We start from the raw sequence: 23,280 nt of genomic DNA, 5'->3' as shown, positions 1-23,280 counted from the left end.
AAAGCTTCAGAAATTGAAGCGGATGCCGGCGCGGTAGATCCGCCCCAGGGTGTCGTAGAGGGCCGGGTTCACGTCGAGCCCGGTGTTGGTCTGCGGCGAGGCGACGGGGTCCTTGTCGAACAGGTTGTCGATCTTGCCGTAGAGTTGCAGGTTGTCGCCGAACTTGATCGTCGCGCCGACGTCCACGTAGAAGGCGCCCTTCATGGTGTTGTAGTCGATGGTCGGATGGTTGCCGGTCGAAACCGGGCAGGACGACTGGCACACGACGTACTGGTTGCCGAACGTGCCGTCGCTGATCCAGCGTTCCTGCAGGGTCAGGCTGAAGCGGTCGCTGTCGTAGGTCTGCACCGCCAGCCATTTCCAGTCGGGCGTGGCACCGGCGTTGTTGCCCGCCTGGTCGACCGGATCGACCCCGGCGATGCCGGCGCTGACGATGAACTTCTGGATATGCGTGGCCAGCGCGCGGACGGTGAAGCTGCCGGGCAGGCCCAGCGGCTGCTGCCACTGGTAGCTGGCCTCGATATCGAAACCGCTGGTCTTCCAGGAGGCGAGGTTGAACGGCTGGACGTTGACGAAGTTGGTGCCCTGCGGACCATCCAGCTGGAAGCCGCCGCAGAAGGCCTGATTACCCTCGAAGCAGAAGCGCACGATCTGGTCGGCCGACAGGGTGGAGACCACGCCGTCGAGCTTGATGCGATAGTAGTCGAACGAGAGGCTGAGGCCCGGCAGCCAGGAGGGGCGCGACAGCACGATGCCCAGTTCGGTGTTGCGCGCCACTTCCGGCTTCAGGTTGGGATTGCCGATGGTGTTCTGGAAGATCTGTACTGCCTGGTTGCGGAACGGGTCGTTGAAGTTCGGTACCGTGGTGACCGTCGGCGCGGCGAAGAGTTCGGAGAGGTTCGGCGCGCGGACGTCGCGCGAGGTGACCGCGCGCAGGCGGATGCCGTCGAGCGGGGTGTCCCAGGTGCCGCCGACTTTCCAGGTCCAGACGGTGCCGGAAGTGCTGTAATGCGTGGCACGCGCTGCGCCGTTGAGGTTGGCGCGGCCGATCGAGTCGCTGTTGAGCAGGGGCAGGTCGACTTCGACATAGCCTTCGTAGACGTCGTATTTGCCGCTGCCGTTCTTGTAGTTGCCTGCCGCCCAGTTGCTGCCGAGCGTGGAGTTGAGCAGCGGATCGGCCGGATAGTCGGCGCTGTTGGGGCTGATGTCGGAGACGCCCGCACCATAGGGGTCTGCGTTCACGCGGTAGAACTCGCGTCGGTATTCGCCGCCGAACGCCACCGAGACCGGGCCTGCCCAGGAATCGAAGGGATTGCCCGAAAAGTTCGCGCTGAGGACGTCCTGGGTCAGCTTGGTATGCTGGAACGGCCCGTTTTCGTGCGGGGCGACATAGGCGAGCGCGGCGTCGGAAGGTGCGAAGTTGCCGAAGATGTTGATCGGCTGGCACCCGTTGGCGCGCGCCACCGGATCGGCGCAGACGATGGCGCCGTTCAGAGTGGTCGCATTGGTCGCCGCCACGTAGCGGTTCTGCAGCACGATGTCGCGAACCCTGATGTCCGAGATGGTGATGCCGTGCTCATAGTAGGCGTCATAGTTCCACGAGGTTCCCACCGCGTCGAACGCGCCCTTGAGACCGCCGACGAAGCGGTACTGCTTGCGGTCGGTATCGACGCGCGGATCGGGGAACGAGCCGTTGCTGGTGCCGAATCCGAAGCTCGTGATACCCGCGGCGGTGCAGCGATCGCGCACCAGCTGCGGCAGGAACGGATTGGCGCATTGCACCGTCAGCGAAGGACGGTTGTAGCCGGGGCTGGGCTGATTGTGGGTCTTCACCTGGGCGATGTTGACGGTGACGTAGGCTTCGTTGTTCTCGGCGAAGTCGTAACCGATGCGGCCATAGCCGTTGATGCGCTCCAGCGCGGACTTGAGCGAGGCGCCCGAGCCCGGTGCCCCGGACAGATCGCCGCCTTCACAGAAGCTGTTGCCGCGATAGCAGTTGCTGACCTGGCCATTGCCGAGCGGCTGGCCGTTCGACCCGTAGTTGAAGTTGTAGGGCGTGCCGTTGGCATCGAAGGCGATGCCCTGGAGAGGGCCGTTGTTGATGAGGCCGTAGCGGGCGTATTGGTAGGGCTGCGCAAAGTCGCGATAGTTGAACTGCGGCAGGCCGTTGTTGGTCTGGCCAGTGTTCATCAGCGTGGTCGCGCGATACCAGTCGCGGCTGCCCGCAAGGTCGGTGCCGAAGTCTCCGGCGCCGACGCCGCCTTCGTGGTCGTACTCGCCGCTGACCACCACATGCAGGCGGTCGTCGAGGAACGACTTGCCCCATGCCGCCTGGACGAGCGCGGTCTCATCGTCGCCGTACTTGGTGATGCTGCCAAGGATGTTGCCCTTGAAGCCTTCGAACCGGGTGTCGGTGATGAAGTTGACGACGCCGCCGACCGCGTCGGAGCCATAGGAAGCGGAGGCGCCGCCTGTCACCACGTCCACCCGCTTGACGAGAAGCTGAGGGAACATGCTGATATCGGGCACGCCGGTCACGTTCGCGCCGACGACGCGCTGCCCGTCGAGCAGGGTCAGCGTGCGGATCGGCTGCAGGCCGCGCAGCGAGAACGAGCTGAGGCCCTGCTGGCCGCTCGACGTGCTGAAGGTGCCCGTAGACGCGCCGGTCGAACCCTGGAGCGAGGGCAGCTGGGCGATCGTGGTAAAGATGTTCGGCTGGGCGTTGGCGGTGATCTGTTCTTCGCCGATGACGGTCGTGGGCGTCGGCGCGTTGAACCCGCTGGTGGTGATGCGCGAGCCGGTGACCACGATCTCCGCGGCCTGACGGTCAGTGGCTGCGGCGCCTGTGGGCGTGGTCTGAGCAGGAGCCTGTGCGGCCGCTTCCGGCGCGTCCTGCGTCTGCTCCTGGGCCTGCGCCGTGCCGGCGAGGGCTACGGCGACGAGCGCAACGAGGCTGGCCCCGGTGCGCTGTCGATGGATTGCTGTCCTCATTTTCATCGTCCTTCCCCTTTTACTTCCGGGCCGTCTCTCCCAAGACGACCCTCCCTTTTTCTGATGACGCATTTTGCAGACCATGTTCGGGCCGATCGGCTTTCGGGCCAGTTCCGTTCATGCCTGTTCCGTTCATGGCCGTGCGGCGTAAAGTGCGTGATGTGTCAGGATGAACAGCGTGCCGCCGTCCGCTCCGCCGAACAGGATCTGGAGCGGCCGGTCCGGTACGTCGATGCGCGCCTGTTCCTTGCCGTCCGGCGTGTAGATGTAGACTTGCCCGTTCGCGACGAAGACGCGGCCTTGCCGGTCCACCGCCACGCTCTCGCCGCCGCGACCGGCGAAGGGCTTGAGGCCCTGCAGAGCGCCGCCGCTGCCGATCGTGGCGCTGTAAGTCATGTTCTGCGAACCATTGGTGACGAAGACGCGCTCGCCCGGCTTGCCGCCGATCAGGCCGTTGGCATCGAGGCTGTGCGACCAACGCCAGCCGACGTGGTCTTCCGGCCCCTGCTGCCATACGCGGAAGGCAGGCAGCGCCAGGCTGCCGTCGGGCGAGACATATTCCATGGCCTTGGCGGACCCGGCATCCTGCGCGAACATCTCGGCCAGGGTGGTGAACTGGTAGGTCTTCGGATCGATCTGGTCGCGGAATTCGCCATTGATCCACCAGTTGACGGGGAGCAACGTGCGGGCCGCGGATTTTCCGCGTACCGGCGTAGGCGCGATCACGGTCATCGCGTCTTTCGGGCCATCGGGATCGAAGGCGTAGACGCCCCCCTTCGGGCCGAGCGAGGACAGGACCAGCAACTGGCCCGAGGCATCGACAGCCAGGTTTACGGGGTCGAGCGCGTTGTCGCGCACCACTTCGAGGCCTTTGTCCGCAGTCCAGCGATGGATGCGCTGGAAGCGGCGGTCGATGAAATAGAGCGAACCCCTGGCATCCGCGGCCGCGCCCGAGATCGACCAGAACCCTTCCGCCAGCTTTTCCACGGGGATCGCGGAAGGTTGCGCGGGCGTACCGGCAGCCTTGCCCGGCGCGCCGATGTCGAGGCTGGCGAATTCGCGCTCGCGCACCAGGCTGCCGCTGGACACATCTTCGATCGCGTTGTCGAAGGGATACTTGCTGGCACGCAGGAAGGTGCCGCAGCCTTCGTCGTCGCAGGTCGCGTAGCCGCTTTCGGCATTGACGTGGACGTTGCGGAAACGGATCTCGCCCGAGTTGAACAGCTTGGCGGCGCTGCGGGCCGGGTGGTAGCTGCGCGTCACGCGGTAGGCGTGGTAGTTGGCGAAGAGGAGATTGCGCGAGTTGCGGATTTCCAGTGAAACGGCGTTCGGCCCATCGCCCACTTCCTGCTCGGTCTGGGGCGCCAGGAACTCCCAGTTCTCCACTTTGTCGAGCACGATCTCGTTGCGGGCGTGATGCTCGACCGACATCTCGTAGACGTGGCCGGGGGTGCTGGTGTTCGTCACCATGAAGCCCGCCTGCGCGAACGTATTCGGGCTCCACACGTCAGCGAAAGTGCCGCCGCCGCCGTCGGTCACCCAGATGCTGGGGTACTGGGCATCCCAGCGTCCATCGGCGACCGGATCGCCGCTGCGTGCGCCGAGCGAACCAAGGGGCTTGCCATCGGCCGTGGGCGTGCCGCCGCCGCCCATGATCTTCACGTCCTCGACAAGGCTGTTCTCCCCTGAGCGCCAGAGCAGGGCGCTCGCGCGCGGGTTGATGCGGCCGGTGAACAGGCCGATGCCGGAGAGCACGTTGTCTCCGCCGCGCGGGCTTTCGAGGATGGGGAGGACTGCGCCGAGCCCGGCATGGGCCGGATTGCCGTCCGGAATGTAGAGCTGGGTCAGCGCCGGATGAAGCCCGATGAGCACGCTGTCCGGCCGCAGGGTCAGGCGGTTGGTGACCTTGTAGAACCCGGCCGGAAGGTAGAGCACACGATTGGCGTCGATGGCGCGCTGGAGGGCGGCGGTATCGTCGGTGCGGCCATCGCCCATGACGCCCAGGCTGTGCACGTCGACCCATTCCGACATCGGGGGCAAGTCGCGGATCGCAGGCTTGCGCGCGGCGGGCAGGGCGGGGAGGGCCTCCATATCCGCCTTCGTCGCGTAATCGCCGTCGCTTCCGAGCGAGGGCACGGCGAGGCCATAGGAAAAGTCGGAGACCTTGTAGGCCTTGCCCTTGCCGGCGACCGACCGGCCGCTGTCCCGGAAACGAGCGAAGACCGGCGTGCCGCTGGCAAGGGCATTCTCGAAGCCGATCTGGGTGAAGACGTTGTTCTCGTTGGAGATGACGACGCCCGCGCGGCTGACATTCTCGAACCGGACGTCCTTGCCCCAGAGCGAATCGCCGTAGCCGCGGTCGACCTCGATTCCCACCGGCGTGTCGCGGATCAGCACATTGACCATGGTGAGGCCAACTTCGTGTTCGCGGATGGCGGCATCGCGCTGCCCGTCGAAGCTGGAATCGATCAGCGTGAATTGCCAGGCAGGAGAGGTCTTCTCGGTGACTATGCCGTAGCGGCCGCCGTGGAAGCGCACGTTCTCGATCACGTTGCCGGCCTGGTAGACGCCCGCGAAGGCCGACCCGAGGCGGAAGTCCATGTGGCTGAGGAAGGCGTGCTGCGCCATGCGGAAGCGCACCCCGGCGGCGGCCTGGTTGCCTTCGCCGATTTCGATATCGAGATTGCTCATGGCCGAATAGAACGTGCCGGAATTGGCGTCGCGCACGGTCTTGTCGCGCGGAACCACGGTGGGCACGGGGACGGGCACCTGGCCGACCGCGTATTGATCGTCTCCGGCGAAGACGATCATGGTCGATACGCCCTTCTGGAAGCCGGGGGTGCGCGGGGCCAGGAAGATGGTGGGGCGCTCCTGCCCGACGCCGTAGACCCGCACTCCTGCCGGAACCACCAGCGTGCGGGTGATCCGGTAGCGGCCGGAAGGCAGGAAAACGATGCCGTGTCCGCTGGAGTCGCGCGCCTTGTCGAAGGCCTGCTGGATGGCGGCCGTGTCATCGGTGCGGCCGTCTCCAGCGGCTTTCACGGTCACCGCGCGCGGTTCGGCCGGGGCGACAGGAAATACGGAAGGCCCGCTCTCAGGAACGGCAGCGGCCGCGCCGCCCGCGGGAACGAGCGCGCTGGCCGCCAGCAAGGCCGCCGTTATTCCGCCGCGTCCGATCATTTCCCGCCTCCCTGTCGGTTTATCTTCGCCTGTTGCTAATGCGGAAGGGCGGACTTGGCACTTGCGACAAAGGTCGTAGTTCCCAGGTCGGTCGCCGCGCTTCTATAGGTCGCCCATCATCGCGGTGCGCTTTGCGGCATCGCCCGGGCTGCAAGGACCCCGTTTTGCCAAAATCCTCAGGAAGCGCCTTTCCTCGCGGCGCGATCATCGTCATGGGCGTCAGCGGTTGTGGCAAGTCCACACTCGGCGCATTGCTGGCCGAGGCGCTCGATTGCGCTTTTCTGGAAGGCGATGCCTATCACTCGCCCGAAGCTGTGGCGAAGATGCGCGCCGGACATGCCCTGACCGACGAAGACCGCTGGCCCTGGCTCGACCGCCTGGGCCGGGCGGCGGACGAGGCGGTTTGCGAGAATGGCCGGGTGATCGTCGCATGCTCGGCCTTGCGTCTGGTCTACCGCGACCGCTTGCGTGCGGCCATCGAGGCGGGCGCCCGCTTCGTGCTGCTGGAAGCGAGCCGCAACGATCTCGTCACGCGGCTGGAGAACCGGCCGGGGCATTACATGCCTGCCAGCCTGCTGGACAGCCAGCTCGCCACGCTCGAAGCGCCGCTGGACCGCGAGCAGGCCGTGGTGCTTCCCAGCGAACAGCCGCCGGAAATCCTGCGCGATTCCGTGCTTCGCATGCTTCGCGGCGGCTGAACCTCCCGGCCTTCGGCGCAGTCCCCACGCCGCCTGGCGGCACACACCCCCACATCGCCTGGCGGCACACGCCCCCACGCCGCCTGACAAGGCCTGTGGGGCCTTTCTCAGGTTCAGGGCATCAGGCGGCGGCGCCCCTCCCAGAGGTGCCAGCGCATCGCCAGGGCGGCCCCTTCGGCGTCCTGTGCGCGAATGGCCTCGACGATGACTTCGTGTTCGCGCAGCATGGTGGCGATCACTTCGGGCGGGCGCGACCGGGAGATGTCCACGCCGGCGCGCATGATCTTCTCGACATCGGACCAGAGCGCATCGAAAGCGACCAGGAACGCCGGGTTCCCGGTGGCGGCCGCGATGCGGCGGTGCAGTTCCATGTCTTCGGCATGGGCGGGCGCGTTGGACAGCAGGGCGCTGCGCAGCAATTCCATGCCGTCCTCGACATGGACCATTTCCACCGAAGTCCGCCGGGTCGCGGCCAGGCGGGCGGCCTCCGCTTCCAGAACGAACCGTACTTCGTAGCTGCCCAGGGTGGCGGGAAGCTCTGCCATCGGCATGAAGGCGGCGAGGCGCTCGGAAGGGCGGCTCTTGACGAAGGAGCCTGCGCCGCGCCGCGCCTCGGTGATGCCGTCCGAGGCCAGCCGCACCAGGGCCTCGCGCACGATGGCGCGCGATACGCCGAACATCTCTGCCAGGCCCGCCTCGGACGGCAGGCGTGAGCCGACCCCGAGGTTCCTGGACTTGATGATCTCGACGATGCCCGCATAGGCCTGATCGGAAAGCCGCGTCTGGTTCATCGAGTTTCCTGTTTGTCCATCATCGTTTGCAGTCGGCGGCCCGCCAGTGCGGGCCGGTTATCGGGATGGTCCTTTGTTAGATGATGCTGCTGGCCGCAAGCACCAGCAGCAGTCCGACCACGGCGACCACGGTTTCCATGATCGACCATGTGCGGAACGTTCCGGGCATGTCCGTGCCGAGGTAGCTCTTCACCAGCCAGAAGCCCGGATCGTTGACGTGCGAGAAGAACAGCGAGCCTGCGCCGATGGCCAGTACCATCCATTCGGGTTCTACGCCCGAACTGGCGACCAGTCCTTCCATGACGCCGGCCGTGGTGATCGTCGCCACGGTGGCCGAGCCGGTGGCGAGGCGGATGCAGACCGAGACGCCCCAGGCCAGCAGCAAGGGCGAGATCGCCCCGCCGCCCGCCAGACGCACCAGCATGTCCGAAAGACCGGCGGTTACGAGGACCTGCTTGAGCGCACCGCCGGCGCCGATGGCCAGGAGGATGCCGCCCGCGGGCGCCATGGCCTCCAGCCAGATCGCGTCCTGAATGCGGCGCTCGCCGAGGCGGCCCCCGAACAGCAGGGGCAGGGCAACGAGGTTGGCGATGAGCAGGGCGATGACGGGATCGCTCACCCAGCCGAGCCAGGCCAGCTTCGCGGCGACCGCTGGCGGAGCGATGGCGACGGCCTGTCCCGCGGCGATCAGTACCACCGGCAGCAGGACCGCGGTGAGGGTGCGGCCGACCGAGGGCGTCGCCACGTCGATCGTCTCGGGCGCGAGCAGCGGCGGGCTGAGTTTCACGCCGGGCGCGGTAAAGCGGGCGAGCACCGGGCCGGCGATGATCGCGGTGGGAATGCCCACCAGCAGGCCATAAGCCAGGGTGAGGCCGAGGTTGGCGCCAAGGGCATTCACGGCGAGCAGCGGTCCGGGGTGCGGCGGCACGAGGGCGTGGACGACCGAGAGACCCGCCAGTGCCGGCAGCATCAGCCGCAGCTTGGAAGCGTCATCGTCCTGGCCCTTGGGCAGCGCCGCCGCGGCAGAGGCGACGATCGGCAGCAGCAGCACCAGTCCGGTCTCGAAGAACAGCGGCAACCCGATCAGCAGTGCGGTGAAGAGGCTGGCCCAGGGCGCGCCCTTGACACCCGACACGCCGAGCGCGGCTCGCGCCAGCCCGGCCGCGCCGTTCGACAGTTGCAACATGGCGCCAAGCCCGAGACCCAGGGCGACCACCAGGCCGGTGCCACCCAGGATCGAGCCGGCGCCCTTCTCCACGGCCTTTGCCGTTTCATCCAGCGGTATGCCGGCCAGCACGCCGACGGTGAAGGCGCCGCACAGCAGTCCCACGAAAGGATGCAGTCGCCCGCGGACGATGAGCGCAATCGACAGCGCAATGCCGACGATGGCGGACAGGACGAGCCTGATGTCTTCCGGCGTCATGATGCCTGCGATTCCGATGCGGTCGATGCTGCTGCGGGGAACCGGACATTCTTCCATGGGCCACACGCCCGCGCTCGACGAAATGACAGGGTCATCCCTCGCCTCTCCCTAGTCTTTGCTTTGTGATCGGGTTGGCAATACCACCCAAACCTGTTGGACAGGTTATAGCTGGAAGATCGGCATATTCTAGACAATTTAGTGTGAGAGGTAAGATTTCTCTTGAACCTGTCAGACTGATTCCATTATCACTAGGCTTAACGAACTCCGGTGCGGCAGGCTCTCAGCGGGCATGCGCGGTACCTCAAGAACCGAGTCATTTAGGGGAGAGAAAGAGATGCACCTGGTTGCAGATCTGTGCACGGTTCCCGTCAGTCAGGATGTTGCCGCGCGGGAGGCTCCGGCCGAACCGCTCCATTTCACGCCGACCCAGCTCAAAGTCCTGCGCTGCGTGCGTTCGGGGCTTTTGAACAAACAGATCGCCTATGAACTCGGCATGGCCGAGGCGACGGTGAAGGTCCACATGACGGCGCTCATGCGCAAGCTGAACGTGCGCAACCGAACGCAAGTCGCCATCGCGGCGGGACGTCTGGCGCGCGCGTGATCGCGCATCCGTCGTGGGGCAGGAACGGCAACGTGGGGACAGGACGATGACGACAGGTTCGCGGCGCGAGGTTCTGGGAATGGGCGCGGGACTGGCGGCGGCGGGAGTCGCTGCGGGGTTTTCTGCGCGGGCCTTCGCGGCGCCGCGCAAGATCGGCTATGCCGTCGTCGGCCTGGGCTACTACGCCACCCGGCAGATCCTGCCGAACTTCGCCAATTGCGAACAGTCGCGGCTGGTTGCGCTGGTCAGCGGCACGCCGTCCAAGCTGGAGCAGTACGGCGCGCAATACGGCATCCCCAGGACGCATCGCTACAACTATGCCGAGTTCGACCGCATCCGCGACAACCCGGATATCGACGCGGTCTATGTGGTCCTGCCCAATAGTCTCCATGCCGAATACACCATCCGCGCCGCTCAGGCGGGCAAGCATGTCCTTTGCGAAAAGCCCATGGCCACCTCGGTGGCGGAATGCCAGGCGATGATCGCGGCCTGTCGCAAGGCCGGGAAGAAGCTGATGATCGGCTATCGCTCCCGGTTCGAGCCCTACAACCGCCTGGCGATCGAATTGGCACGGGGCGGTCATGTCGGTCCGACGCGGCTCGTCACGGCGGAGCACGGCTTTCCCATTCAGCCCGATCAATGGCGGCTGGACAAGGCGCTTTCCGGTGGCGGGTCGATGATGGACATCGGCATCTACAGCCTCAACGCCGCCCGCTACCTCACCGGCGAGGAGCCGGTGGAAGTGAGCGCGGTGGAATCGACCGACCGCGCCGATCCGCGTTTCCGCACCGTGGAGGACCGCGTCAGCTTCGTGCTCCGCTTCCCCTCGGGCGTGCAGGCGAACTGCATCTCCAGCTACAGTTCTTCGCACAATGCCTACCGCGTGCATGGCACCCAGGGGTGGATCGCGATGGAGCCGGCCACGCCCTACACCGGACAGGCGATGACGATCCGCAAGGACGGTGTCACTGCGCCGAGGACGCTGCCGCCGCCCGCGCGCAACCAGTTCGCCGGGCAGCTCGATCACCTCGCCGAATGCGTGCTGACCGGCGGCGCCCCCATCGTCGCGGGCGAAGAAGGACTTGCGGACATGCGTATAATAGAGGCGATCTATCGATCGGCGGCGGAGCGCCGCATCGTCGAGCTGAAGGCATGATCGATCGCCGCATGATGATGGCCGGCCTCGCCGCCGTGCCGCTGCTCGACGCGGTGGGCGCCGAGGCCAAGGCGCCGGCGATCGGCACTGTGCGCCGCCTCGATCCGGCGCTCGACAGGATCGTCGCGCCCGGCGCTTCGGTGACGCGCCTTGCCGAAGGATTTCGCTGGGCGGAAGGCCCGGTCTGGGTTCCCGGCAGCAACTGCCTGCTCTTCGGCGATCCGCCAAGCAATACCGTCCACCGCTGGACGGCGGCAAAGGGCGTAGAGATATTCCTGCGTCCCTCGGGACTGCAGACGCCGGTGCCTGCCGCGATCCGGGAGCCGGGGCTCAACGGGTTGGCGCTGGACGCGCGAGGGCGGTTGATTGCGGCGGACAGCGGCTCGCGGGCGATCGTGCGGATCGACCTCGCCACGCGCCAGCGGGAAACGCTGGCCGACCGTTTTGACGGCAAGCGTTTCAACAGCCCCAACGATCTCTGCGTCGCCAGGTCCGGCGCGATCTATTTCACCGACCCGACGTATGGCCTGGCGGAAGGCGACGAATCGCCGCTGCGCGAAGTGGCGTGGTGCGGGTTATATCGTCTGTCGCCGGACGGCCGGGTGGACCTGCTGGACCGCAGCCATCGCCGCCCCAACGGCGTCGCGCTCTCGCCGGACGAGCGCACACTCTATCTGTCGCTGTCGGACGAGACCCGTCCCGAAGTGCTGGCCTATCCACTCGGCGCGGACGGAATGACCGGTGAAAGCCGTCAGTTCCTCGACATGCGCGTGCAGCATGATGCCGGCCGGCCGGGCCTGCCCGACGGGATCAAGGTCGGCGCCTCCGGGCACGTCTTCGCGACAGGGCCGGGCGGCGTCCACGTCTGCACGGCCGATGCGCGGCTGCTCGGCGTGATCGAGACGGGCAAGGCGATCGCCAATTGCGCGATAGGGAAGGGCGGCAAGGTCCTGTTCCTTACCTCTTCCGACAGCCTGGCCGTGATTCCGCTGCGCAGTTCCTGAGCGCCGCGCCGTCAGTCTCCCTGATGGGCCGGTTCGCTGAGGTGGATCGCGGTCCCGCCTTCTCTTGCAGCGTCGATGAGCGGCGGCGGGGGCGGAAGATCCGTCACGAGGTCATGGATCTGGCCGAAGTCCGCGACATGGACGGTGCCCACCCGTGAGAACTTGGCGTGGTCAGCCACGACGACGATGCGCCGCGCGCGGTCCAGAAGGGCCCGCTTGAACGCGGCTTCGTCCGGATCGAAATCGAGAAAGCCATGGTGCGCGTCGATGGCGCCCATGGAGAAGATGGCGATGTCCGGCAGGAAACCGCGGACCATGCGGACCGCGTCGGCATCGAAAGCCGCGCGGTAGTCGGCATTGAGCATGCCACCCGCCAGGAAGACGCGGTGGTCGGAACGGCCCAGCACGTCCGCCGCCACTTCGACGCTGTTGGTCACCAGGGTGAGCCCTTTCCGATGCCCCAGTTCCTGCGCCACCCAGAAGGAAGTGGTGCCGGAATCGATGAACACCGTCATCCCGTCCTGCACCAGGCCCGCGGCGTGGCGGGCGATCGAGCGCTTGGCTTCGAGCTGCTCGCGAAGGCGTTTGCGATAGGGCGCTTCCAGTCGCGGCGCGGGCAGGGTGACGCCGCCATGCACCTTGATCACCGAACCGTTCGCCTCAAGCTGCCGCACGTCGCGGCGGATCGTCTCCTCCGAGACGTCGAAGCGCAGGGCCAGCTCGGAGATCGAACAGGACCCTCGCTCGTCCAGCGCGGCCAGGATCGCGGAAATGCGGTCGGCCTGTATCATGCAGTTTCCCCCTGACGAACGTGCCTGCCGACCATGCTTGTTTGTGCTTGTGAGGGCAAGTGGGTTCTTGCCCGTATCATGTCGGTAGATGTGGATTTAATTCAGCAAAGCCACAAAATGTCACAGACCTGTAATCGGAGGCGCCTAGCTCGCCGTCAACGGCTGAATGGCCGAGGCCAGGGTGCCGCATCTTCAGGGGAAGCAGAAATGAAGACATGGATGATCGGAACGGCGATCCTCGCGATCGCTGCGGCAACGACGCAGGCGCACGCCGAGGATGCGGCGGCAGCGCCGACCGCGGAAGCGCCCGACAGCAGTGACACGGCGTCGAACGAGGACATCGTCGTCACCGGCGAGGCCGTGCACTTCGCCAATACCCGCGTCACTCCCGAGATGATCGAGCGCCAGTCGGCATTGACCAGCGTGAACGATGTCATCAACGAGCTTCCGGGCGTCTTCGTTTCGGAAGGCGATGCTTTCGGTTCGTCGGACTGGGCGACTTCCATCTCCATCCGCGGCTTCACGCAGATCGGCACCACCATCGACGGTCTGCCCAACGGCGGCTCGGGCTATGGCGGCGGCTCCAAGGCGAACCGCTACATCGACGTTCTGGACTTGCGGACGGTAGAAGTGTCGCAGGGCACCGCCGACATTTCTTCGCGCTCCAACGAAGCGCTCGGCGGTACGCTCAACTACGTGACCTCCGATCCCGAGAACGACTTCCGCGTTCGCCTTTCGGGCGCAGCGGGCGATTATGGCGCGCAGAAGTTCTATGCCCGCGTCGACACCGGTGAATTCGCACCCGATACCCGCGCCTATATCAGCGCCTCGCATTCCAAGGCGCACGACTGGATCGGCGGCGCCGGCAAGACCAGCCGCGATCACCTGAGCGCCAAGATCACCAGCACGCTCTCCAACGTCAATCTGACCGGCTTCCTGTCCTACGACGATGCCGACGAATCCGAATTCGGCTCCGTCTCGCTGGCGCAGTTCGAGGCCGATCCCGACCACGACGTCTATACCGACAACTGGACCGGCATTCCCTATATCGACCAGAACTACCGCGCCGGTTCGCGTGCACTGCGCAAGAACCTGTTCGGCTATCTGCGCGGAAAGGTCGACCTGGGCGAAGTGAAGCTCTCGCTGACCGGTTACTACCACCGGATGCGCGGCCGGGGTGACTGGCTTCCGCCCTATCTCGTGGATGTGACCGCAGATGGCGCCGGGGCGACCGAGAGCGAATATGCGGGCGGCTCCACCGTGATCGGCGGCAGCGCGCTGGGCCAGGTCTATTTCCTTACGCCCACCGGCGCTGCGGCGGCCATGATCGCAGGTTGCACCGGCACGGCCGGCATCCCGGCCCAGTATTCGCCGAGCTGCTATGCCGCCGATGCCACCGGCGCGATGTCCTACCGCCACACCCATTACGAAAACGACCGCGTCGGCTTCACCGCTGACGCCGATTGGACTCATGATTTCGGCGCGATCACCAACACCCTGCGCGCGGGCGCCTGGTACGAGAACGTCAATGCCAACCAGGTTCGCGACTGGCACCGTGTAAAGAACCCGCTGCTCGGCCTGGCCTATGACACGACGCCCTACTGGGTCCAGTTCAGCACCGACTACGACACTAACGAATTCGTCTATTACGCGCAGGACGCCGTGACTTACGGCAACCTCACGGCGGCTTTCGGCATCAAGCAATACTTCCTGAAGCAGACGCGGGCCGAGTTGTTCGATGATCAGGTCAGCACCGGCATCACCTCGCATTCCGATCCGCTGATCTCGGCGGGCCTGACCTGGAAGGCACCGATCGACGGGTTGGAATTCTTCGCGGGTTATGCGCAGAACTTCTCGGCCATCAGCAACGGCGTTCTGGGCGAATCGCAGGAAGTGATCGATCGCATCAAGCCGGAAACGGCCGACAGCATCGAAGTGGGCGCCCGCTACAGCACGCCGCGCGTCCAGGCCTCGATCACCGCTTACGACATCAAGTTCGACAACCACATCGTCTCGATCTCCTCCAACCTGGTCACCGGCATCGACTATCTGGAGCAGCAGGAAAGCGTCTATCTCAACGTCGGCGGCGTGCGCAGCCGCGGCGTGGAGGCGGCGCTGGCCTATCGCCTGCCGATGGGCCTGATGCTTTCGGGCAGCTACAGCTACAACCACGCCGTCTACATCGGCACCGGCAATGCCGAGCAGGATGCGGACGTTGGCATCACGCCGGGCGTTCAGGTCGAAAGCTCGCCGCGCAACATGTGGGTGCTCTCGGCCGACTACAAGCGAGACTTCTTCAAGGCCGGCCTCTCGACCAAGTTCGTCGGCGATCGGTTCATCGATACCGTGGGCGGCGAAGTGGCGCAGTCCTACACGCTGCTGGGCGGCTATATCGGGGTGGACCTTGCCGACTTCTCGGACAAGCTGCGCGGCATGGCGGTGACGCTCCAGGCGACCAACATCACCGACAAGCGCTATCTGGGCGGCGGCGGCGGCGGCGCGGCTTTCCTCGGCGCACCGCGCACGGTAACCGCATCGCTGACGTTCGACTTCTGAACTGAAATTGCAGACCGGGAGTGTGGCGGCTGCAAAGCCCCATGCTCCCGGTTCTCCCTGAGGATACTCGATGGCCGATCTCTCCCGCCGATCGCTTCTTGCCGGAACTGCCATGCTGGCAGGTCTTCCGGCGTCCATCGCCCGCGCGGCGGCCATCGCGCCCGACGTGCGCAGCGGAACGATCGCGGATGTGGAGCATGTGGTGATCCTGATGCAGGAGAACCGCAGCTTCGATCATTATTTCGGCACCTTGCGCGGCGTGCGCGGCTTTGCCGACCGCCTGCCGATCCCGCTGGCCGCGCCGGATTCCGGTGCAGGAACGGGCACGGCGACGGGCGCTGCGAGCGGCATGGGCGGCGAACGCAAGGTCTGGCAGCAGCAGGACCGTCATGCCGCCGGCGGCGCAAGGATGGTTGCGCCTTTCCATCTCGACACCCGGCGCGAATTCGATCTCATGCGGGTGGAGAGCACGCCGCACACCTGGCCGGATGCTCAAGCCGCCTGGAACGAGGGCCGCATGGGCAACTGGCCGGAGGCGAAGCACCAGCGCGCCATGGGCCACTATCGCCGCGCCGACATTCCCTTCCAGTTCGCGCTGGCGGAAACCTTCACCATCTGTGACGCCTATCACTGCGCGATCCAGACCGGCACCAATACCAACCGCCTGTTCCTCTGGAGCGGCACCAACGATCCGCAGGGGCGGGCGGGCGGCCCTGCCATCGGCAATTCGCATGACGAATTGCCGGAAAAGGGCGGTGCGGCCGACGACTATCTCTGGACCACCGTGCCGGAGCGCCTCCAGGCGGCGGGGATCGACTGGCGCATCTACCAGGACATGGCGGACAACTTCACTGACAATCCTCTGGTCGGCTTCCGCGCCTATCGCGAGGCGCACCGGGGCAAGGGCGATCCGGCCCTGAAAGAACGAGCCCTCACCACCCAGGCGCTCGACCGGCTGCGGTCCGACGTGATGGCAGGCCAATTGCCGCAAGTGAGCTGGATCGTCGCAGATGCGCGCAGCAGCGAGCATCCCGGTCCCTCCAGCCCGGCACAGGGCGCGGTCTATACTTCCCGTGTGCTCGATGCCCTGACCGCCAATCCACGCGTCTGGGCGCGCACGGTCCTGCTCGTGATGTTTGACGAGAACGACGGGTTCTTCGACCATGCGCCTCCTCCCGCGCCGCCTTCGCGTCTGTCCGACGGGACAGTGCTGGGCGCCTCAAGCGTGGACCTCGCCGGTGAATATCATGAGCGCTCCGCCCCCGGCGAGGCGAAGATCGACCTGCCGGAACTCCGGGGGCGTCCTTATGGCCTCGGCCCGCGCGTGCCGATGTACGTCGTTTCGCCGTGGAGCCGTGGCGGCTGGGTCAACTCGCAAGTGTTCGACCATACTTCGGTGATCCGTTTCCTGGAGACGCGCTTCGGCATTCACGAGGCGAACATTTCGCCCTGGCGCCGTGCCGTGTGCGGTGATCTGACTTCCGCTTTCGACTTTACGGCGGCAGATCGGGATCCGTTCGGCCCCCTGCCGAACCCCGGTGCGGACGCCCTGCGCGCCGCGGCCGTGGGACGCCAGCCCAATCCGGCCGCGCCGCCCACAAACGAGATGCTCTGGCAGGAGCCGGGCCTCAGGCCCTCGCGCGCTTTGCCTTACCGGCTGGAAGTGTCCGACCGGCTGGACGAAAGCGGCATCCTCCTGCACTTCTCGGCCGAAGGTGCGGGCGCCGTTTTCCACGTTTACGATCGGCACGCGCTTTCGGCTCCACCTCGCCGCTACACCGTGAGCGCTGGCCAGGCACTGGACGGTCGCTGGGGCTGGAGCGCATCGGGGGGCTACGATCTCTGGGTGCTGGGGCCGAACGGCTTCCACCGCCACTTCGTGGGTCACCGCGACGATCCATCGCCGGACCTGACGTGGCGGCTTGGCGGGGCGAGCCTGTCATTGCAGTCCGCTGCGCGGAACGCGGCCGGTCTGCAGGTCCTGTCACTCGGCCTGAAGGGAGAGCGCAAGGAAGCGGCGCTGCAGCGCGGCCATGCCCGCCTGTCCTTGCGCGAAACGCGCGGCTGGTACGATGTCACCGTCACGGCCGCGCAGGGCAGCCTCTGGCAGCGCCGCCTTGCCGGACGGCTCGATGAGGTTGGCCAGCCTACGACCAGCGATCCCTTCACGCCCCTAGGATAAGCCGTTCGAACAGCGCGTCCGCCGCGGCGTCCATCACCTCTTGGCTGCAGAGACCTTGCGGCATGTCACCGTGGTGACGTGCGGCACAGGCATGGGGGCAGCCGTCGCCATTGGCGAGCGAGTCGCAGGTGCCGCAACCGGTGCTTTCTCGCTAGGAGGTCGCAGGATGCCCGGAATTGTTGCCGAATGTCGGAAAAGGGCGAAGCTTCGGGCACCTTCGGCGCGCCCATGCTGCGGCATCCCGGAACACTTCGGCGCAATATCGGGCTTGATCGGGCACGCCGCATGAACACGCTGGCGGTGGAGCGAATGCCGGCCTGGAGTGGGCCGGACGCAGCCATGAAGACGCGGCCCTCGCTGGGCCAGGCACTGGCCCGGGGGCCTTCTTGGATGCTGGCGCTCTACGGGGGACTGGCCAGTTTCGCGGCCTATTTCTCCATGTATGCCTTCCGCAGGCCCTTTACCGCCGCGACCTATGCAGACGTGCCGGGCTGGGAGGGCGTGGTGGATTTCAAGGTCGCGCTCGTGATCGCGCAAGTGGCCGGATACGCGCTTTCCAAGTTCATCGGGGTGAAGGTCGTGTCCGAGATGGCGGCGACCCGCCGCGCCGGTGCCATCGTCGGCCTCGTGGCGTTTTCGTGGGTAGCGCTGGTACTGTTCGCGGTGTTGCCGCTCTCGTGGAAAGTGCTGGCGCTGTTCCTCAACGGCTTGCCGCTGGGCATGATCTGGGGCCTGGTCTTCGGCTATGTCGAAGGACGGCGCACCAGCGAAGTGCTGGCATCCATCCTTTGCGCCAGCTTCATCGTCTCTTCCGGCGTGGTCAAGTCGGTCGGCCTCTGGCTGATGACGGCCATGGACATCAGCGAGTTCTGGATGCCCGCGGCGACGGGCCTGGTGTTCTTTCCGGTGCTGCTCGTCGCGGTCGTCGGCCTGTCCCAAATGCCGCCGCCCAGTCCGCAAGAACAGGCCGAACGCATGGCCCGCCCCCCGATGGCCGCCGCTGCGCGCCGCGAATTCCTGCGCGATTACGGCCCCGGCGTGGCCTTTCTGGTGCTGGCCTACGTCCTTTTCACCGCACTGCGAGACTTGCGCGACAACTTCGCTGCCGAGATCTGGAGCGAACTGGGCTATGCGGGCGTTTCCGAGGTCTTCACCGCCAGCGAGCTGCCGATCGCGGTGGTGACGCTGACGATCCTCGGCAGCCTCGTGATGGTGCGGGACAACCGCCGGGCTCTGATGGCGGTGCATGTCATCGTCATGGCCGGCGCGCTGCTGATCGGACTTTCCACCCTGGCGTTCCAGCTCTCGTGGATCGCGCCCCTGCCGTGGATGATCCTTTCCGGTCTGGGGCTCTACCTGGGTTACGCGCCTTTCAACGCCATGCTGTTCGACCGGCTGGTCGCGGCCAGTCGAAGGGCGGGGACAGCGGGGTTTCTGATCTACGTGGCCGATGCCTCGGGCTATGGGGGCAGCGTCGCGCTCACGCTGCTGCGCAACGTCCCGGGCGTGTCGCTGGACTGGCTGCACTTCTTCATCTGGCTCGCCTATGCCTCGTCCGCTGCTTGCCTGGCGATGATGGCAGCCTCCGCCTGGTATTTCCGCGCGAGGTTGGGGCAGCGCGGGAAAGCCATGCGCGTCGCGCCGCGGGAGCGAACTGCCGCGTTCGTCAGGCCGGAACCGGCTCGCCCGGCGGCCTGTTCGGCATGAACAGCAGAAGGATCGCGCCCGCCAGGACCGCCACGCCGCAGAACGTCAGGAAGGGCCCGAAACTGCCCCCGCCGCGCAAGGTCAGGCTGAGTATGATCGCACCCGTGGAAGCGGCGCCGGCGATGATGGCCGTCATCATGCCCATGACCGTGCTGTAGACCTGCACCCCGAAGGCGCGCGCGACCAGGTAGCTGATGAGGTCGCCTTCGGCCCCGATGGTCAGGCCGATCAGCACGACGCCAAGAGCCACGATGGCCGGCGATGAAAGCGGGGATGCCATCACGAACAGGCCCACGGACGAAAGCGCCATGGCCGCGAAGGCCACGAGGTGTGCGGGGAGCCGGTCCAGCGCCAGGCCGCAGGCGAAGCGCCCGGCAAGCGTGCCGCTCGCAAAGGCGGAGATCATGACGGCAATGCCGCCCGCGCCGACACCCTTGTCTAGCAGCATGAGGTTCAACTGCGTGAGCGCGATGATCTGCGGGAGATTGCAGAGCAGCATGGCACCTGCCAGCACCCAGAACGCCCGGTTGCGGAATATGGCCGGATAGTCCTCACGCGCGGCGCGGCGCGTGACCCCGGCCCCGCCGCCCCGCTTTTCCGATGGCATCAGCACCAGCGCCAGTCCGCCAAGCAGCGCGGAGACCACGGCGACCAGGACATAGCCGGCCCGCCAGCCCTGCGCTTCCACATACTGGTTGAGCAGCGGCGCGGCCAGCACGCCCATCGCGGCCGGTCCCGACGCCACAATCGCCAGCGCCACGCCCCGGGCATGGACGACATGTTGCACCACCACCCGGCTATAGACGGTGGCCGTGGTCGTGATGCAGATGAGGCCCATCGCCACGAACAGGGCGATATAGACGCGGATGTCGCCGTTCATGCGGCTCAGCAGTCCGTAGCCGATCGGACAGGCGATCACGCCGACGAAGGCCGTGCGCCTCACGCCCACAACGTCGGTAAGGCGTCCGATGAACGGGAACACCAGCACGCAGACGAGCGTGAGACTGCCGACCGCAGCGAACTCGGCCTTGGACCAGCCGAACTCGCGCAGCAGGTGCGGGGCCATGATGCTGGTGATATAGCTGGTGATCGAATAGCCCGAGCTGAGGCCGATGACGGCAGCCAGCAAGGGGCGCCACTGGGCGCGGAGTTCCTGAAGGTATGCCGGCATCTTCCCTCTCCGAAACCCGTATCAGTTCGCCCGGACGACTGTGCACACGGCTCAGACCACCGGCATATCGGCAAGGGTTTCGCTCATCGTGCAGGATGCATCAAGTGACCGCGTATCAGCCCGGCGATATGAGGAACGAACATCTGAAATTGATGCCAAACCAGCGCGAGAGTGCAGGTTCGATCGTATTGGCGCAGCATTTGCCATCAAGCTATCGACGATGGACCGAGACGCGATTGCCGAAAATCCTCGCGCAAAACGGCGCCATAGCCGTCCACGCGGTCCGCTGTGGCGATATCGGCAGTGCCGAGATTTCAAACGCAACGAACGGGCCTGCCTCACCTTGATGTAAAATGCATTATCTATAGACGATTACCCATGAACACATCTTTCATGCCTCTTGCCGGCAAGCGCGTCCTGGAGCTTGGGACCATGATCGCGGCCCCTTTTGCCACGCATATCCTGTCGCAGATGGGCGCCGAAGTCATCAAGATCGAGCCGCCCGCAGGCGATACCACGCGGTCGCTGGTTCGCGGCGGACCGTCGGGCACGATCATCGCCTACAGCCATTCCAAGCGGGCGATCTGTCTCGACCTGACCACGGAGGAAGGCAGGGATGTCTTCCGCAGGCTGGCCGCGAGCGCCGATGTCGTGATCCACAATCTGGCGCCTTCGGCGGCCCGCAAGCTGGGTGTCACCGCGGACGATTTCCTCGCGGAGAATCCCAAGGGGATCCACGTCCACATCAAGGGCTATGCCCATGGCCCGCAGGCGGACGACCTCATGACGAACCCGATCGCCGAAGCGGCGACGGGGGCGATGGACGATCACCGGGTGGACCAGCGGCCCACGCGTTTCGGGCCGTCCTACCACGACCAGTTCGCGGGAACTTACGCCGTCATTCGCGTCTTGGGCGCGCTGCTCGATCCCGAAGCGCCTGAAGCCGCGCGCCGGATCGAGATCGGCCTCTACGAGACCGGACTTCATCTGGCGGCTCGCGACCTGGCCGGAATGCAATTGAAAACGCAGCTTCTGGGCCGCCTTGAAAAGGAGGGCGGCGGCGAGTTCTCGATGCCGGGTTATGGCGCCTATCTCACGGCGGACGCGCGCTGGGTCTATCTGTTGATCCTGACGGATGCGCATTGGGCGAAGCTGACCCGCGCATTGGACATGCCGGAAGACGGCAATCCCGACTATGCCAGGCTGCGTGATCGCAAGAAGGCGCGGGATGTGGTGGAGGCAGCCGTACAGGCGGCAGTGGCTGGTTTCGATTTCGAGGACATATCCGCTCGGCTGCGCAATGCGGGCATCGGTTTCAACGAAGTCATGCCGCTGGAGCGCGTCCTGGATGCGCCGCAGGCGCGGCAGCCGGGCAAGCTTCGATCGCTGGATTTCCGCGGGTTGGATTTCGAGGTCCCCGAATTTCCGGGTCAGCCGCAAGTTGCGTCCAATCTCCCGCCGCCCGAGATCGGCGAACATACCACCACGCTTCTGGAGGAACTCGGGTACGGGGCGGCGGAGGTGGAGAACCTATTGTCATCGGGCGCTGCCAAGGCCTATCAGACCGGCGATTTCGCCTGGGCGCCGGTACGGGACAAGAGATGACGGACAAGATGATGCATTATCGCACGAAGGAGGAGCAAGTCGCCGATTTCTTGCGTGAAGGCATCATCTCCGGCCGCTTTCCGCGCGGGGCCAGGCTCAAGCAGCAGGAAATCGCCACGATGCTGAACACCAGCATCACGCCGGTCCGCGAAGCGCTCAAACTGCTCGCGGCCGAGGGGTACGTCCTGGGCGACAATTACCGCGGCGCGACCGTGGCCCCATTCGATATCGAGGCTTCCAGTGAAGTGCTGGCGCTGCGCATTCTTCTGGAAACGCAACTGGTTCGCGGCGCGGTGGCATGCGTGACGAGCGAGGATATCGCCGAGTTGAAGGTGCTGGCGGACAAGTTCGCCGCGGCGTTCGAAGCGGGCGAGAACGAGGCGGTGCGGGCGGCTAACTATCGTTTTCATCATCGTATGTTCGAAATCGCCCGAATGCCGCAGACCTTGCATTTCGTGCAGATCCTCTGGGCACGCTATCCCTTCGATCTGATCAATCGCCTCAAGGGCCGCGTCAGCCGCGCGGCCGAGGAGCATGACGAATTGCTGGCTGCGCTTATTGCCGGGGACACCGCCACGGCCATGCTGGCTACCCGCCAGCACATCGAGGCCGGCTTCAACGAATTGCGCCGTTCGGTGGCGGGCTGAGGTCCGCCCGGTCTATTCCATCATCCTCAGGCAGGAGTTCCACGTCCCATGAAAACGCTTTTCCTCATCATGGACATGTTGAACGATCTCGTCGCCGAAGACGGTTTCAGCGCCGGGAGCTACGGCGTTCAGGTGGCGGAGCGCAAGGTTCTGCCCAATACCGCAGCTGCTCTGGCGGCGGCGCGAAGCGCAGGGGCGCGGGTGGGTTACGTCCGGATCGGGTTCTCGGCAGACTACCGGGAAGCGCCTGAAAACTCCCCGATCTTTTCCGGTGCCCGTCAGAACGGCATCTTCAAGCTTGGCACCTGGGGCACCGAAGTCCACGAGGCTTTGGCGCCGCGCGAGGGCGACTTCGATATCGTGAAGCACCGTGTCAGCCCCTTCTACGCGACCTCGCTCGAGGCGATATTGCGAGCGCATCGGATCGAACGATTGGTGCTCTGCGGCGTCTCCACCAACGGCGTGGTGCATTCGGGCGCGCGCGAGGCTCATGATCGGGATTACGAGGTGGTGATCCTGGAAGACTGCTGCGCCGGCGCGACAATGGAAGAACACGCTCACGCCCTGGCTTGCCTTGGCCGTTACGCCCGCATCGTGCCCAGCACCGCCTTCAACTGGGCGGAATGACGGCCGCCGGATCGGCCGAATATCCATAGAATTGCGTAAATAGGCCTCTAACGCTCCAGCGATCATGCTTGTGGCCGCCTTGGCTGACGTGGACTCATGATGCGCTCCTGGATAATGCATTATCCATCAAATGCAGCCGGCAGCGAATGC

The 23,280-nt window shown here is 65.7% G+C and carries 17 protein-coding genes; 11 read left to right on the top strand and 6 right to left on the bottom strand.

The features are described from left to right. Positions 1-6: 6 nt before the first annotated feature. Both EDF57_RS23115 and EDF57_RS23110 read right to left on the bottom strand, forming a co-directional pair. On the bottom strand, positions 7-2,997 hold the full coding sequence (locus tag EDF57_RS23115) for a TonB-dependent receptor (RefSeq protein ID WP_134096037.1): 2,991 nt from the start codon (positions 2,995-2,997) through the stop codon (positions 7-9). A 126-nt stretch (positions 2,998-3,123) separates the two neighbouring features. Further along, entirely contained in the window at positions 3,124-6,171 is a 3,048-nt protein-coding gene (locus tag EDF57_RS23110) for a glycosyl hydrolase family 28-related protein (protein ID WP_134096036.1), read from the bottom strand. Positions 6,172-6,383: 212 nt separating this feature from the next. Between EDF57_RS23110 and EDF57_RS23105 the strand changes: the two genes are divergently transcribed. After that, complete coding sequence (locus EDF57_RS23105) at positions 6,384-6,869, top strand: gluconokinase (RefSeq protein ID WP_134096103.1); 486 nt, start codon at positions 6,384-6,386, stop codon at positions 6,867-6,869. Between the two features lie 113 nt (positions 6,870-6,982). Here EDF57_RS23105 and EDF57_RS23100 read toward each other — a convergent pair whose 3' ends face one another. Both EDF57_RS23100 and EDF57_RS23095 read right to left on the bottom strand, forming a co-directional pair. Beyond that, on the bottom strand, positions 6,983-7,660 hold the full coding sequence (locus EDF57_RS23100) for an FCD domain-containing protein (RefSeq protein ID WP_132265500.1): 678 nt from the start codon (positions 7,658-7,660) through the stop codon (positions 6,983-6,985). A gap of 76 nt (positions 7,661-7,736) precedes the next feature. Continuing rightward, positions 7,737-9,083, bottom strand: a complete 1,347-nt coding sequence (locus EDF57_RS23095; protein ID WP_132266164.1) for a gluconate:H+ symporter — start codon at positions 9,081-9,083, stop codon at positions 7,737-7,739. Between the two features lie 334 nt (positions 9,084-9,417). On the opposite strand from EDF57_RS23095, the gene EDF57_RS23090 reads away from it, so the two are divergent. From EDF57_RS23090 to EDF57_RS23080, 3 genes are read left to right on the top strand one after another with little or no spacing between them, the layout of a single operon-like run. Continuing rightward, positions 9,418-9,684: a LuxR C-terminal-related transcriptional regulator gene (locus EDF57_RS23090; protein WP_132265502.1), complete on the top strand. Its 267-nt coding sequence runs from the start codon at positions 9,418-9,420 to the stop codon at positions 9,682-9,684. Between the two features lie 46 nt (positions 9,685-9,730). Continuing rightward, entirely contained in the window at positions 9,731-10,840 is a 1,110-nt protein-coding gene (locus EDF57_RS23085; protein ID WP_134096035.1) for a Gfo/Idh/MocA family oxidoreductase, read from the top strand. Continuing rightward, positions 10,837-11,844, top strand: coding sequence for an SMP-30/gluconolactonase/LRE family protein (locus tag EDF57_RS23080; RefSeq protein ID WP_134096034.1), 1,008 nt, complete (start codon positions 10,837-10,839; stop codon positions 11,842-11,844). The genes EDF57_RS23085 and EDF57_RS23080 overlap by 4 nt, the downstream gene beginning before the upstream one ends. Before the next feature lie 11 nt (positions 11,845-11,855). On the opposite strand, the gene EDF57_RS23075 is transcribed toward EDF57_RS23080, so the two are convergent. Further along, positions 11,856-12,635, bottom strand: coding sequence for a DeoR/GlpR family DNA-binding transcription regulator (locus EDF57_RS23075; RefSeq protein WP_134096033.1), 780 nt, complete (start codon positions 12,633-12,635; stop codon positions 11,856-11,858). Between the two features lie 207 nt (positions 12,636-12,842). Between EDF57_RS23075 and EDF57_RS23070 the strand changes: the two genes are divergently transcribed. The 3 genes from EDF57_RS23070 (at position 12,843) to EDF57_RS23060 (ending at position 19,080) form a co-directional block, all read left to right on the top strand. Continuing rightward, complete coding sequence (locus EDF57_RS23070; protein ID WP_134096032.1) at positions 12,843-15,191, top strand: TonB-dependent receptor; 2,349 nt, start codon at positions 12,843-12,845, stop codon at positions 15,189-15,191. Between the two features lie 70 nt (positions 15,192-15,261). Beyond that, positions 15,262-17,373 carry a phospholipase C, phosphocholine-specific gene (locus tag EDF57_RS23065; protein ID WP_134096031.1) on the top strand — a complete coding sequence of 704 codons (2,112 nt, stop codon included), beginning with the start codon at positions 15,262-15,264 and terminating at the stop codon, positions 17,371-17,373. A 186-nt stretch (positions 17,374-17,559) separates the two neighbouring features. Further along, the gene (locus EDF57_RS23060; RefSeq protein WP_243841249.1) at positions 17,560-19,080 is read left to right on the top strand and encodes a DUF5690 family protein; all 1,521 of its coding nucleotides are present in this window, start codon (positions 17,560-17,562) and stop codon (positions 19,078-19,080) included. Here EDF57_RS23060 and EDF57_RS23055 read toward each other — a convergent pair. Next, positions 19,040-20,251: an MFS transporter gene (locus EDF57_RS23055; protein WP_134096030.1), complete on the bottom strand. Its 1,212-nt coding sequence runs from the start codon at positions 20,249-20,251 to the stop codon at positions 19,040-19,042. The two genes, EDF57_RS23060 and EDF57_RS23055, sit on opposite strands and share 41 nt — an antisense overlap. A 104-nt stretch (positions 20,252-20,355) precedes the next feature. Between EDF57_RS23055 and EDF57_RS23050 the strand changes: the two genes are divergently transcribed. The 4 genes from EDF57_RS23050 to EDF57_RS23035 are packed head-to-tail and all read left to right on the top strand — an operon-like array spanning position 20,356 to position 23,130. Beyond that, entirely contained in the window at positions 20,356-20,598 is a 243-nt protein-coding gene (locus EDF57_RS23050) for a hypothetical protein (protein WP_134096029.1), read from the top strand. 31 nt (positions 20,599-20,629) lie between these two features. Then, positions 20,630-21,856: a CoA transferase gene (locus EDF57_RS23045; RefSeq protein ID WP_208324942.1), complete on the top strand. Its 1,227-nt coding sequence runs from the start codon at positions 20,630-20,632 to the stop codon at positions 21,854-21,856. Further along, positions 21,853-22,503, top strand: a complete 651-nt coding sequence (locus EDF57_RS23040; protein ID WP_207912925.1) for a GntR family transcriptional regulator — start codon at positions 21,853-21,855, stop codon at positions 22,501-22,503. Before EDF57_RS23045 ends, EDF57_RS23040 begins: the two co-directional genes overlap by 4 nt. Positions 22,504-22,551: 48 nt before the next feature. Next, positions 22,552-23,130 carry a cysteine hydrolase gene (locus EDF57_RS23035; RefSeq protein WP_134096028.1) on the top strand — a complete coding sequence of 193 codons (579 nt, stop codon included), beginning with the start codon at positions 22,552-22,554 and terminating at the stop codon, positions 23,128-23,130. The last annotated feature ends 150 nt before the right edge of the window (positions 23,131-23,280 follow it).

The organism is Novosphingobium sp. PhB55 (genome assembly GCF_004368805.1).
Classification (GTDB): Bacteria; Pseudomonadota; Alphaproteobacteria; order Sphingomonadales; family Sphingomonadaceae; genus Novosphingobium.
This window is presented reverse-complemented; position numbering and strand designations above follow the sequence as displayed.